This is a genomic window from Bacillus sp. AFS077874, assembly GCF_002566505.1.
Classification (GTDB): domain Bacteria; phylum Bacillota; class Bacilli; order Bacillales; family Bacillaceae_G; genus Gottfriedia.
Genome location: NZ_NUYF01000012.1, coordinates 322,391 through 334,068, shown reverse-complemented (window position 1 = coordinate 334,068; position 11,678 = coordinate 322,391). Strand labels below are relative to the sequence as shown.

The following is an 11,678-nucleotide window of genomic DNA, read 5'->3' as shown; positions in this document are numbered from 1 at the left end:
TTGATAGGTCTTACAATTGGTTACTAGTCGAAGAATGGACGAACCGTTAATATATTATATGAAATTCTCTCTACTTTAGAATATTTTTTAATGTTTAAAGCTCCGTGGATCTAAGACCACTTAAAACTGCTACATCTAATTTTTTTGCAGCCCTCTCATCATAAGTTTTTGCATACTCTGGTTCGACTGTTATTTTTGACCCATAAAACAATATATTTTTTACTTCATTAACTTCTACTTCTATACACGCTAATTTTAATGGAATCCCAGGCATTTGCTTTGTTAAAATTTTTGCATTTCCCGAGATACTATAAACTGTTTCATTTGAGAATAAGCTTAATGATACCCCTTCAACCTCTTCGATATTCGATATAATTGCTGATCTTTGATCAACTGCAAAACGAATCGTCTTATCGTCTAAAGCAACAAGCCAAGAAATTGCATTCGTAACTGGTGCATTCTTTTCGGAGTTAAAAGTACTTAAAAAAACAATCTTTTCTTTATTACAATCTTCTAATAAGCTTGGTGATAATGTTTTCTCAATACTGTTTGCCATCACTATTTCATCTCCTTCAAATAAAGAGTATACTAATATAATTCAAAGTTTATTGAAAACTTCCTGCTAAAACCACTGTTTTCTAAAAATATATTCTAAAACCTGTTATAATTATGTTAATTTAAGTTCCATATATAAGGAGAGAAATTTCACATGAGAGTTAAATGCATGATTTGTGATAAAAGCGAATCTATTAGCGATGAATCACCTATTGCAAAAAAATTAAGAAATCGTCCTATCCATACATATACATGCTCTGAATGTTACGATCGAATTAAAATAAAAACAGAACAAAGAATTGCAACAGGAAATTTCCGTTTTTTAAAACCGGTAAAAGACAATGACGAGTGGTAAATTATGAAAAAAGAAGCCAATTGGGCTTCTTTTTTTACGCTGTTGAAAAACGTGTCGATAAATTCCCGAATTTTCGTAAAAGGAGTAGAGTGATGTTGATTTCCATTACAGGATGCTCGCTTTCCATAGGGCGAGATTCTTTCGCCTCCTCGGCAAGCCTGTGGGGTCTTTAGCCTTCCCGCTTATCCCATAGGAGTCGAGCATCCCTTCATTCCAATCAACTAATTCATTAAAAAAGTTTACGATAAAAACCTAATTTAATATCCTTTACTTAGTGTAACGTAACAGAATATTAATCAGTTTGTAAGTCAATAGAGATTGAACATCAACTTATAAACTATTCATTTAAAACTATATGTCTAAAAATTGCTCTTAATATTTTAATTTCCGAAAAAACAATTACTATAGTTTGTTGGTATACTAAAATTGTTAAAACCACTTAAACATATAAAATCATTAATAAGTCATCAAAAAATGAATTTTAAAATCTATAATGTCCCACTTAATATTGTTTTCCCTATATACGTTTATTTCAACCTACTGAAAAAAGAAAGTCAATTGGGCCATTTTTTTCGGAAAGACAATTAAATCTTAGATATATTGTTTGTCTAAATCCACCAAAAGTTTAAACAAAGAAAAACCTAGATTAATTTCTAGGTTTTTAATACTTCTCTGGATTAACTTTTACTTGATCTAAAAAGCAATCAATCATTTCAATTGGAAAGCGTGTAGTACGCTCTTTTTCTGATTGTGTAAATGTGATTAAATAAAAATCTTCCATTTTTTCTATATTCACGTTAGATACTTGATGATCTTCTTTTAAAATCGAATCAAACATCTCATACGTCTCTTTAGCAGCTTCATCCGAAGGTCTACCTTCATATATAACTTTTATCGTTAACCAATTATATAAAGCATCCTGAACAGATTTCATCTAAATACCAACTTTCTAAAAAAGTTTACATTATGTAGTAGCATTATTCTTTTTTGATTGATGTAAACGAATCTTATATACCCCTAACACGAACACACTTGCAAGTAATGCTTCAACAATTGGTATCCTTAAAGCTAAGAAAGTAAGGAAACTACATCCAATCATAAGCAAAACATAAATGATTAAACTTTTAAGGATGCTCAATTTTTTTGCGAAACCTAAATGATATACCACAATACATAATACAACAATTAAACCATATAATATCCACATTGAAAGATGAATATCATGAGTTATATTTATTAACTGTGTTATGACAAATTCAAATCCCTTTGGAGCTTTTTCCAAATCCATATCCCCCTATTAAATAATAAAACTAAATACTTCTATTCGTTTTTTGATCCACTAATATTAATTTTTTGTACTTTGTCTACAAAAATGAAACCGACTATTTCTAGTCGGTTTTATTATATCATAATTATTTTAAAATTTAATTATTCTTGTTCAGCGAATTTTTTCTTTTTCGCTGCACGCTCACGCTCATTTTTATCAAGAAGCTTTTTACGTAAACGAATTGATGTTGGCGTTACTTCACAGTACTCATCATCGTTTAAGTATTCTAAAGATTCTTCAAGCGTCATAATACGTGGTTTTTTCATTGTTGTCGTTTGGTCTTTATTCGCTGAACGGATGTTTGTAGCGTGTTTAACTTTAACAACGTTTACTGATAAATCATTATCACGGTTGTGTTCACCAACAATCATACCATCATATACATCTGTACCTGGCTCAAGGAAAATTACACCACGGTCTTCTAGACCCATAATTCCGTATGTTGAAGCTTTACCAGTTTCCATTGATACTAATACACCTTGACGACGTCCACCAACTTGACCTTGAATAGCTGGTTGGTAGCTATCGAATGAATGGTTAATGATTCCATAACCACGAGTTAAAGTTAAGAACTCTGTAGTATAACCAATTAATCCACGAGCTGGTACCATAAATGTTAAACGAACTTGGCCGTTACCATTATTCACCATATCTCTCATTTCACCTTTACGAGCACCCATTGATTCCATGATTGAACCAGTATATTCTTCAGGGACGTCAATTTGCACATGCTCAACTGGCTCACATCTTACACCGTCAATCACACGAATGATAACTTCTGGTTTTGAAACTTGAAGCTCATATCCTTCACGACGCATGTTTTCAATTAGGATTGATAAGTGAAGTTCTCCACGTCCACTAACGATCCATACATCAGGAGAATCAGTATTTTCAACACGTAAACTTACGTCTGTTTGAAGTTCTTGTAATAATCTCTCTTCAATTTTACGAGAAGTTACAAATTTACCTTCACGACCAGCAAAAGGTGAGTTATTTACTAAGAAAGTCATTTGAAGAGTTGGCTCATCAATACGTAAGATTGGAAGTGCTTCTTGGTGTTCAGCAGGACATACTGTTTCACCAACATTGATATCTTCCATACCAGATACTGCTACTAAGTCACCAGCTTTTGCTTCTTGGATTTCAATACGTTTTAATCCAATGAAACCAAACATTTTTGTAATACGGAATTGTTTAACTGATCCATCAAGTTTCATTAAAGCAACTGATTGACCAACTTGCATTGTTCCACGGAAAATACGTCCGATACCGATACGTCCAACATAGTCATTGTAGTCTAATAATGTTACTTGGAATTGTAAAGGTTCTTCACTATTATCGATTGGAGATGGAATGTGCTCAATAATTGTATCGAATAATGCATTCATATTTGGTTCTTGTTTAGCAGGATCAGATTCTAAGCTAGAAGTTCCGTTGATAGCTGATGCGAATACAACTGGGAATTCTAATTGATCTTCATCTGCACCTAATTCAATAAATAAATCGATTACTTCGTCTACTACTTCATCAGGGCGTGCGAAATCACGGTCGATTTTATTTACTACTACGATTGGTGTTAAATGTTGTTCTAAAGCTTTTTTCAATACGAAACGAGTTTGTGGCATACATCCTTCATATGCATCTACAACTAAAAGAACACCGTCAACCATTTTCATGATACGTTCTACTTCTCCACCAAAATCGGCGTGTCCAGGAGTATCCATGATGTTAATACGTTTACCTTCGTATTGGATTGCAGTATTTTTAGCTAAAATTGTAATTCCACGTTCACGTTCTATATCATTAGAGTCCATTGCACGTTCATTAACGTTTTCGTTTGAACGGAATGTACCTGATTGTTTTAATAACTCATCAACTAACGTTGTTTTCCCATGGTCAACGTGCGCAATAATTGCTATATTGCGTAAATCTTCTCTTTTTTTCAAAATATATTCACTCCTAAAATGTCTACACATCTATTTTCATTATTAACTAAAACATTATAGCACATGCACACGGAAATATATCAAGAAAATGTTTAATCAAAAATATAAATTATTAATAAATATTTAGGAAAGATTTATTTTTTTCAAATTTACATCCGATTCGACAAAGAGTAAAATAAGAATTATGAACAGGAGGATTCACCATGTCTAGCATAAAATTCAGACTTTTCTGCGTTGCAACTTTATCCGTAATCTTCTTAATTCTAGTTGGTATTATGCTAGCGGAACTAAGTACTATTGGCGCTATCATTTCACTAATTATTTCAATATCATTAGTTGGTTATGGTTTTTCATTACGTGCTAAATTAAAAAGAGAAGGTAAGTTATAAACTTCTTCTCTTTTTTTTGAACACTGTCTACACACTAATAAAAGAAGGCAAGTTAGTAACCCAACTTACCTTCTTTTTATTATTTTTGTAGAAATTCGATATAATCAGTGAGTAATTCGTTATGAATCGAAGCGTTACTTACTAGCACTGAGCTTTTTTTAAGAATTGAAAGGCTTTCATTTTTGAGCGTAGTACATATTCCGCCAAGTTCTTCAACAATAATTTTACCCGCGGCAAAGTCCCAAGGTGATAATCTTGGTGTGATATATGCATCAACCCTTCCCATTGCCACATAGACCATTTCCATCGCTGCCGAACCATATGACCTACTTCCTCTAACTTTTCGAACAAGATTACTTAATTTTTCATGGTTTATATAACGATTTTTAGTTAACCAAATAGCATTTACAGCTACAATAGCCTCTTCAAGTACTACATTTTTCAAAGGTGTTAATTCAAGATCATTTAAATAAGCTCCCTCACCTTTTTTAGCAAAATATAGTTCATTATGTATTACATCCATTATAAAACCCATTTTACCGATTCCATTTTCATAAATACCTAAAGAAATCATAAAATTACGTTTTTGGTGAACAAAATTCATCGTTCCATCGATTGGATCAAGAATCCACACAACTCCAGTTACTTGATCCAAATCATCGCCTTTACCTTCTTCACCTAGTAAGTAATGATTCGGAAATTTCTTTTTTATTTTTTCGTAAAAGAATTTTTCAATTTCTTCATCTTTATTTGTTACTAAGTCATTTTCGTTTGATTTCGTATTGATTGTTATGGAGTCGTATAAAGAGCTTTTAATATTTTCAGCTGCCTCTTGAAGCAAATTCCTCGCGAATTGTTCAATTTCTTTCCAGTCTACATTCATAATTAAACACTCCAAACTCTACGTGCTAAAACTTATATTTAATGGTCCTGTTTATCAGTTTACCAATTTTAACCTAAAAAAACCTAATGAAATGATTTTTATTTAAGATGAGGAACTATTTTGGAGGGTGGGCATACGATAGACCATTGGGCATTTAGCGGAAGATTTAGCGCACAGAAAAACGAACCTATTTAAAGGTTCGGTAAATAAACTCGCTAAGCTTCTAGACGAATTAATTCTAATCTTAATAATTCTAATTTCTTTTTAGATTCAATCATTGCTTCATTATCATTGACTGTCATAGCATCGAATAGTGTAGCTAGTTCGTAATCTAATTCTAATCTAAGTACAGGAATTCTCTTTTCTGCATCAGTTCTTTTTAACGCATTAATCACTTGTCTCATCATTATCCCTCCATAGAATATAAGTTGGCAAAACAAATTGTAAAAGTTAATTAACAAAATTTTCTGATTTTTATCTTGCTACTAATATATGTTGTTTAAGCTTATAATGTAACTATTTTATGAAGAAACATATTACCCATTTGTTTTGGACAAACATGGTATACTAATTAGATAATGTAATTAGGGGGTTCAAAAATGACTCAAACTTTTTTTAAAGAAAGTGATTTTGAAATATTTACAACTGACTCAACATTAGAAACTAGAATGAGTGCTATACAAAATGAAATTCAACCAAAATTTAAAGTAATTGAAGAAGAAATATTACCTTTTTTAAATGTACAAACTGATCAAAACTTTTTTGGCCATATTGCTAAGCATGCTCGACGTACTGTAAATGCTCCAAAAGATACTTGGATTGCTTTTGCAACAAATAATCGTGGATACAAGATGCTTCCTCATTTCCAATTTGGACTGTGGGGTACTCACCTGTTTGTTTACTTTGGAATTATTTACGAAAGTCCAAATAAGCAATCGATTGCCATAAATTTTGAAAAGAATAAAAATAAACTTTACAAAATGATTCCGAAAGATTTTGTGGTATCTTACGATCATATGAAGCCTGATGTGATACAAAAAAGTCAAATGAATAAAGATGAATTCAATAAAGGTATTCAAAGATTTCATGATGTAAAAAAAGCAGAATACCTATGTGGAATTACAATTGCAAAAGATGAAGCAATTACACTTACAAAGGAAGAACTAATCCATCGTATTATAGAAACATATAATACTTTAATTCCTTTATACAAGATAAGTATAAACTGAATTAATATAAGTGTTGTTTAATTATACATATGTCAAAAACAAAAGTCTATGCCCATTCTTTACACATTTTTCGACAGGACGAAATATTTAATAGATTTATTTAAACAATACATAGGTAAGAAAAGCCCATTAAAGGTAGCTAATAATCCTTTAATGGGCTTCTATTTTTTACTTAAGATTTTATTTACTATTCAATTCTTAACGATTAACTTATTTCATACTACATTTTAATTTTATCACCAGAAGCGCCATTTTTAGCTTTTTGCATGACTCTATATGCAGAATAGCCAGATATCTCCTCTAACTCATTACATAATTTTTTTTCTTCTGCAATACTAGGTACAATTGATTTAAACTGTTTGTATGTAGCCATTAACACTTCACGATCTATTCCCTTTTCATACGCTTTTTCTACTGATGTGTAGAACTGTATTACCTCAATTGTCTCATCTGTTGTCCAATCATATGAAATTGGGTATTGGTAATCCATTTACTTCACTCCTACAATTTTCTAATTAATTCCATTTTAACACATTTTTTAAATTCCATTTTAACACATTTTTTAAATTCCATTCTTATTTTTAAAATTGATATAATTTCATTCAGATGAATAAAATTCCATAACTTTATAATATTTTTCTATACAGAAAATTCATAGAATGATATAATCTTTTTGTTTTTCAAATGAAGGTAAGACAGTTTATAACTTAATGAGAGTAAACAGTTGAATTGTTTACAAACATATCACTTCCGAAAAACACTATTATTTATTAAATGGGGTGTATGTTAAATGAAACAAATTGAAACGCCGTTATTTTCTTCTTTATTAGAGCATGCAAAGAAGAACCCTATTCAATTCCATATTCCAGGACATAAAAAAGGAAATGGAATGGATCCAACATTTAGAGAGTTTATTGGTGATAATGCATTATCGATCGATTTAATCAACATTGCTCCTTTAGATGATCTACATCATCCAAAAGGTAAAATAAAACAAGCACAAGATCTTGCAGCAAAAGCTTTTGGTGCTGACCACACATTCTTTTCAGTTCAAGGTACAAGTGGAGCGATCATGACAATGGTAATGAGTGTTTGTGGACCTGGCGATAAAATTATCGTTCCAAGAAATGTTCATAAATCTGTTTTATCTGCGATCATTTTCTCAGGCGCTACACCAATTTTTGTTCATCCTGAAATTGATAGTGAATTAGGTATTTCACACGGTATTACGACAAATGCAGTGAAAGAGGCCATTTTAACGAATCCTGATGCAAAAGCAGTATTAGTCATTAATCCTACATACTTTGGATTTGTAGCAGATTTAAAAAGCATTGTTGAATTAGCACATTCACATGGCTTAGCCGTATTAGTTGACGAAGCGCATGGTGTACATATTCATTTCCATAACGAATTACCAATCTCTGCGATGCAGGCAGGGGCTGACATGGCTGCTACGAGCGTACATAAGCTTGGTGGCTCTATGACTCAAAGTTCCATTTTAAATGTAAGAGAAGGCATTGTGAATGTCCACAGAGTACAATCTGTACTAAGTATGCTAACAACTACTTCAACATCTTATCTATTGCTTGCTTCACTAGATGTTGCAAGAAAGAGATTAGCAACTGTTGGTGAAGAATTACTTACGAATACTATTAGACTAGCAAATAATGCACGAAATAAAATTAATTCAATCAATGGTTTATATTGCCCTGGTTATGATTTAGTTGGTAAAGAGGCTACATTCAACTTTGATCCTACTAAAATATTAGTCAGTGTAAAAAAACTGGGTATAACGGGCCATGATGTTGAAGTTTGGTTAAGAGAGCGATTTAATATTGAAGTTGAAATGTCTGATTTATATAATGTTCTTTGCATATTAACACCAGGTGATAGTGAAGAAGACATTCAGCAGTTAATTCATGCACTAGAAGTTTTAGTAACTGAATTTGACATCTCAGAGCGCAATACAAATTTAAACGTTGAGATCCCAACGATTCCAAATTTAGCAGTCTCTCCTAGGGATGCATTTTACTCCGAAACAGAATCTGTTCCACTTGAGGATTCAGTCGGTAGAATTATTGCTGAATTTGTAATGGTTTATCCACCTGGAATTCCAATCTTTTTACCTGGTGAAGAAATTACACTTGAAAATCTAGTTTATATTAAAAAGAATATTGAAGCAGGATTACCTGTTCAAGGCCCAGAAGACGAAGAATTATTAACGTTAAAAGTATTAAAATAATTAAAGCTTTCATGAAGAAACTAGGAAATGAATCCTAGTTTTTTTGTATTCTAAATCACATCTAAATTAGATAGGCATATGATAGGTAAGGTAATTATATTGATTTCGTACAAAAAAATTGTTTTTATGTTAGGATGTGGACTAATTGATAGTCGTGAATAATAAAATTGTTCATGCTTCATTAAAAAATAGCGAAGATTCAAATAATAAACTTTATCAAGAAATATTGTCTAGTTTAACAAACAGTAAAAAGTCTCATATTTATAAATCGGACCGTGAATTATCTTTTGATTTGACAATCAGAACTTATGTACTTCAGGCTTCTAAAGATTTATTAACAAGCGGCATGCAATTTAGGACTTTTAGACGAGCATATTGTAATCCAATGTTTTGGATTCGTACACCTATGGGTGGTTTTAGACTTAGGCCAGGCATAAGAACTTCCATGGGAATTTATGATATTTTTCGTAACGGACAATTTTACGCAACAGAATGTGCAACTGCAATCATTATGATATTTTATAAAGCCCTTCTAGACATTTTCGGCTATGAAATTTTTGATCAACTATTCGATAATGGCATATACTTATACACTTGGAATTACGACCCTAAATTAGCTATTTTAACGGCTGAAGTTGATCGTCCAGCCCCTGGTGACGTTGTTTATATAAAAAATCCTGAAGTTGACCCAATGACTCCAGAATGGCAAGGAGAAAACACTGTTACTATGGGAAGTAATTATTATTATGGTCATGGTATCGGAATACGTTCATTACATGAGATTATTTACCATTTAAATATGCATAGATATCCTTTTGCGATGATTTCTGCCTTCTTAACAAATTTAAATACTAGAATTGACTCGAATGAAATGGCTCAATATTTAAAAGATAATTCAAAATTAATACCAGTTACAACAAGCGAAGCTTCATCCGACGTTATAACTGCAAGAATTGGAGATCAAACTCAAATTGCATAAAAAGAAAAGTGGGTGATTCTTAATTGAGTCTCCCTTTTTTGTGATTTAATTAAATAAAAACATAAAAAACCACAAGGAAAAACGATCCCCTTGTGGAATTTCTCATTTATAGATGTCTATAGTTACTCTATTAGACTTTATGTTTTAATTAATTATAATTAGCAAACTTCATGATCAGTTGGTTCACAATCTTCACAGTTTTTAACGTAAAGAGTTGTTACCTTTTCATCCTCGAAATGACCTACTGTTTTTTCACAACATTTACATACGAATGTTCCCATCTTTGTAACCCCTTTCATAATGTTGTATCAATTAACTAACTTCATTATAATGTGTTATACTTATTTACGCAAGTGGTAAATAAGTATAACTTAAATTTTCTAATACTAGATTATTCAAGGGGTTTTATAAGGTGAATGCGATTTAATTAGTATAACACATTTATTTTTATTCATAACTCTCTTCTATACTTGGTGACGGTAGCCAGTCAGCTAAATATTCTGCGAGTTCCATCGCTTCTTCCTCACTTTTTAGTTTACATAAAAATTTCAACTGATTTGGAAATGAAACATCCTGTCGATCTAATACAATGCATTGTCTAGATTGCATGCAGATGACGAGTGGCTTTCCAAAGAACATGTTCGTATATACAATACCAATATCGTATCTTGTATCGTTCGTAACAAAGCCAACAAATCGGACTCTTACATTTTCGTGATCATCATATAATTTCTCAAACATTGTTTCACCCACTCCTCCGTTTTAGTATTGTAAGTTAATACATATGAAGAAAAAATTAAATTCATACCGAATACTTGTCTAAAAATTTGAAATAATGTTATGATAAAAACAGATTAAAAGTGATGTTTTTCATAAAAACATCTTAGGGGGAAAATTTAAAAATGGTTCAACAAGCTACCATTCAATTAGTAGATAAATCAAAATACCAAGAAGCAAATTTAAATTTAATAAATAATTTAATAAATGATTACATACAATCTTCAACTAAGATCGGACAACAAGTTGACTGGAATTATGAAAGGGTTTCCTTTCCTTACTCTATTTCAAATAAAAAATTAGATGACCAAGATGCACTTTATTTACAGAGCAATGAATCACGTTATAAACATTTTGTTGTTTCTATTCAAGATGATAAAAATATCGTGATTACTCTATTACCAAACTCAACTTATGGTGATAAAGGCAAAGCAAATGAGCTATGTAGATATTTAGCTCAAAAAATTGAAGCAAAGCTTGAATTATTTAACAATCGAGTCATGTATTTTTACAAACGATAATTTAAAATAAATTTACAATCGCCTGACAAAAGAAAAATACCGATGCATAAAAGCAAGTAATAATAATACTTGCTTTTCTTGTGTTTCCAACGTATTTTGCAACTAAATAAAGCTGGTAAAAGAATACTAGAAACAATATGACTTTAGAATATAATTGATCCCTTTTCGACAAGAATAAAACAAATGAAAATCCTACCCAAAATAGTTGATGTATCATTAATACTATTAATTGTTTTCGCATCAATATTCCCACCAATCAATCATCAATACTAGAAAGTTTGTTTTTTAAACGTTATGCGAGACATGCCTTAATCATGCAAAAAACCTCCTAACAAATAGGAGGTTTTTGACAATCGTTTTTTTCGTTATTTTGCCATCGTATTGCCCTTAATGCATCTATGTTTAACAAACTACTTTAAGCTTTGAATAAAGCGTTTTAAATGAATTTGAACAGTAAAAAACCTCCTATAAAATA

16 protein-coding genes are annotated in these 11,678 nt (G+C 31.3%); 6 read left to right on the top strand and 10 right to left on the bottom strand.

Features of this window, described 5'->3' with window-relative positions; translation table 11 throughout:
* Window positions 1-94: 94 nt before the first annotated feature.
* Entirely contained in the window at window positions 95-556 is a 462-nt protein-coding gene (locus tag COJ46_RS14285) for a pyridoxamine 5'-phosphate oxidase family protein (protein WP_097975678.1), read from the bottom strand.
* A gap of 153 nt (window positions 557-709) precedes the next feature.
* Here COJ46_RS14285 and COJ46_RS14280 point away from each other — a divergent pair, with 153 nt between their 5' ends.
* Window positions 710-910, top strand: coding sequence for a YlaI family protein (locus tag COJ46_RS14280; RefSeq protein WP_056468526.1), 201 nt, complete (start codon window positions 710-712; stop codon window positions 908-910).
* A 661-nt stretch (window positions 911-1,571) separates the two neighbouring features.
* Here the strand turns inward: COJ46_RS14280 and COJ46_RS14275 are convergent.
* The 3 genes from COJ46_RS14275 to typA all read right to left on the bottom strand — a co-directional run bounded on the left by COJ46_RS14275 (window position 1,572) and on the right by typA (window position 4,183).
* Window positions 1,572-1,844: a hypothetical protein gene (locus COJ46_RS14275; RefSeq protein ID WP_097975680.1), complete on the bottom strand. Its 273-nt coding sequence runs from the start codon at window positions 1,842-1,844 to the stop codon at window positions 1,572-1,574.
* 30 nt (window positions 1,845-1,874) lie between these two features.
* Window positions 1,875-2,192, bottom strand: coding sequence for a YlaH-like family protein (locus COJ46_RS14270; protein WP_235821791.1), 318 nt, complete (start codon window positions 2,190-2,192; stop codon window positions 1,875-1,877).
* 146 nt (window positions 2,193-2,338) lie between these two features.
* Window positions 2,339-4,183, bottom strand: coding sequence for a translational GTPase TypA (gene typA / locus COJ46_RS14265; RefSeq protein ID WP_176522510.1), 1,845 nt, complete (start codon window positions 4,181-4,183; stop codon window positions 2,339-2,341).
* A 203-nt stretch (window positions 4,184-4,386) separates the two neighbouring features.
* On the opposite strand from typA, the gene COJ46_RS14260 reads away from it, so the two are divergent.
* Window positions 4,387-4,572 (top strand): DUF5325 family protein, encoded by a 186-nt coding sequence (locus tag COJ46_RS14260; protein ID WP_088013083.1) that lies wholly within the window; start codon window positions 4,387-4,389, stop codon window positions 4,570-4,572.
* A 79-nt stretch (window positions 4,573-4,651) separates the two neighbouring features.
* Here COJ46_RS14260 and COJ46_RS14255 read toward each other — a convergent pair whose 3' ends face one another.
* The gene (locus COJ46_RS14255) at window positions 4,652-5,455 is read right to left on the bottom strand and encodes an inositol monophosphatase family protein (protein WP_097975682.1); all 804 of its coding nucleotides are present in this window, start codon (window positions 5,453-5,455) and stop codon (window positions 4,652-4,654) included.
* Window positions 5,456-5,670: 215 nt separating this feature from the next.
* Window positions 5,671-5,859: a hypothetical protein gene (locus COJ46_RS14250; RefSeq protein ID WP_056468536.1), complete on the bottom strand. Its 189-nt coding sequence runs from the start codon at window positions 5,857-5,859 to the stop codon at window positions 5,671-5,673.
* Window positions 5,860-6,054: 195 nt separating this feature from the next.
* Between COJ46_RS14250 and COJ46_RS14245 the strand changes: the two genes are divergently transcribed.
* Window positions 6,055-6,684: a YktB family protein gene (locus COJ46_RS14245; protein WP_097975683.1), complete on the top strand. Its 630-nt coding sequence runs from the start codon at window positions 6,055-6,057 to the stop codon at window positions 6,682-6,684.
* Between the two features lie 220 nt (window positions 6,685-6,904).
* Here COJ46_RS14245 and COJ46_RS14240 read toward each other — a convergent pair whose 3' ends face one another.
* Entirely contained in the window at window positions 6,905-7,174 is a 270-nt protein-coding gene (locus COJ46_RS14240; RefSeq protein ID WP_097975685.1) for a UPF0223 family protein, read from the bottom strand.
* A 300-nt stretch (window positions 7,175-7,474) separates the two neighbouring features.
* Here COJ46_RS14240 and COJ46_RS14235 point away from each other — a divergent pair, with 300 nt between their 5' ends.
* Both COJ46_RS14235 and COJ46_RS14230 read left to right on the top strand, forming a co-directional pair.
* Window positions 7,475-8,926 carry an aminotransferase class I/II-fold pyridoxal phosphate-dependent enzyme gene (locus COJ46_RS14235; protein WP_097975687.1) on the top strand — a complete coding sequence of 484 codons (1,452 nt, stop codon included), beginning with the start codon at window positions 7,475-7,477 and terminating at the stop codon, window positions 8,924-8,926.
* A 154-nt stretch (window positions 8,927-9,080) separates the two neighbouring features.
* Window positions 9,081-9,905, top strand: a complete 825-nt coding sequence (locus COJ46_RS14230; protein ID WP_286133553.1) for a protein-glutamine gamma-glutamyltransferase — start codon at window positions 9,081-9,083, stop codon at window positions 9,903-9,905.
* A gap of 158 nt (window positions 9,906-10,063) precedes the next feature.
* On the opposite strand, the gene COJ46_RS14225 is transcribed toward COJ46_RS14230, so the two are convergent.
* On the bottom strand, window positions 10,064-10,186 hold the full coding sequence (locus tag COJ46_RS14225; RefSeq protein ID WP_097975691.1) for a GapA-binding peptide SR1P: 123 nt from the start codon (window positions 10,184-10,186) through the stop codon (window positions 10,064-10,066).
* Between the two features lie 166 nt (window positions 10,187-10,352).
* The gene (locus COJ46_RS14220) at window positions 10,353-10,646 is read right to left on the bottom strand and encodes a DUF3055 domain-containing protein (protein ID WP_097975693.1); all 294 of its coding nucleotides are present in this window, start codon (window positions 10,644-10,646) and stop codon (window positions 10,353-10,355) included.
* Window positions 10,647-10,807: 161 nt separating this feature from the next.
* On the opposite strand from COJ46_RS14220, the gene COJ46_RS14215 reads away from it, so the two are divergent.
* A complete protein-coding gene (locus COJ46_RS14215) occupies window positions 10,808-11,203 on the top strand; it encodes a DUF1885 family protein (protein WP_097975694.1) in 396 nt (131 codons plus the stop codon).
* Between the two features lies 1 nt (window position 11,204).
* On the opposite strand, the gene COJ46_RS14210 is transcribed toward COJ46_RS14215, so the two are convergent.
* A complete protein-coding gene (locus tag COJ46_RS14210; RefSeq protein ID WP_097975696.1) occupies window positions 11,205-11,444 on the bottom strand; it encodes a hypothetical protein in 240 nt (79 codons plus the stop codon).
* Between the last annotated feature and the right edge of the window lie 234 nt (window positions 11,445-11,678).

Bases quoted from the DNA above. Each gene is read 5' to 3' on its own strand.
- COJ46_RS14285 (WP_097975678.1), bottom strand. From the start codon at position 556: ATGGCAAACAGTATTGAGAAAACATTATCACCAAGCTTATTAGAAGAT.
- COJ46_RS14280 (WP_056468526.1), top strand. From the start codon at position 710: ATGAGAGTTAAATGCATGATTTGTGATAAAAGCGAATCTATTAGCGAT.
- COJ46_RS14275 (WP_097975680.1), bottom strand. From the start codon at position 1,844: ATGAAATCTGTTCAGGATGCTTTATATAATTGGTTAACGATAAAAGTT.
- COJ46_RS14260 (WP_088013083.1), top strand. From the start codon at position 4,387: ATGTCTAGCATAAAATTCAGACTTTTCTGCGTTGCAACTTTATCCGTA.
- COJ46_RS14255 (WP_097975682.1), bottom strand. From the start codon at position 5,455: ATGAATGTAGACTGGAAAGAAATTGAACAATTCGCGAGGAATTTGCTT.
- COJ46_RS14250 (WP_056468536.1), bottom strand. From the start codon at position 5,859: ATGAGACAAGTGATTAATGCGTTAAAAAGAACTGATGCAGAAAAGAGA.
- COJ46_RS14245 (WP_097975683.1), top strand. From the start codon at position 6,055: ATGACTCAAACTTTTTTTAAAGAAAGTGATTTTGAAATATTTACAACT.
- COJ46_RS14240 (WP_097975685.1), bottom strand. From the start codon at position 7,174: ATGGATTACCAATACCCAATTTCATATGATTGGACAACAGATGAGACA.
- COJ46_RS14235 (WP_097975687.1), top strand. From the start codon at position 7,475: ATGAAACAAATTGAAACGCCGTTATTTTCTTCTTTATTAGAGCATGCA.
- COJ46_RS14225 (WP_097975691.1), bottom strand. From the start codon at position 10,186: ATGGGAACATTCGTATGTAAATGTTGTGAAAAAACAGTAGGTCATTTC.
- COJ46_RS14220 (WP_097975693.1), bottom strand. From the start codon at position 10,646: ATGTTTGAGAAATTATATGATGATCACGAAAATGTAAGAGTCCGATTT.
- COJ46_RS14215 (WP_097975694.1), top strand. From the start codon at position 10,808: ATGGTTCAACAAGCTACCATTCAATTAGTAGATAAATCAAAATACCAA.
- COJ46_RS14210 (WP_097975696.1), bottom strand. From the start codon at position 11,444: ATGCGAAAACAATTAATAGTATTAATGATACATCAACTATTTTGGGTA.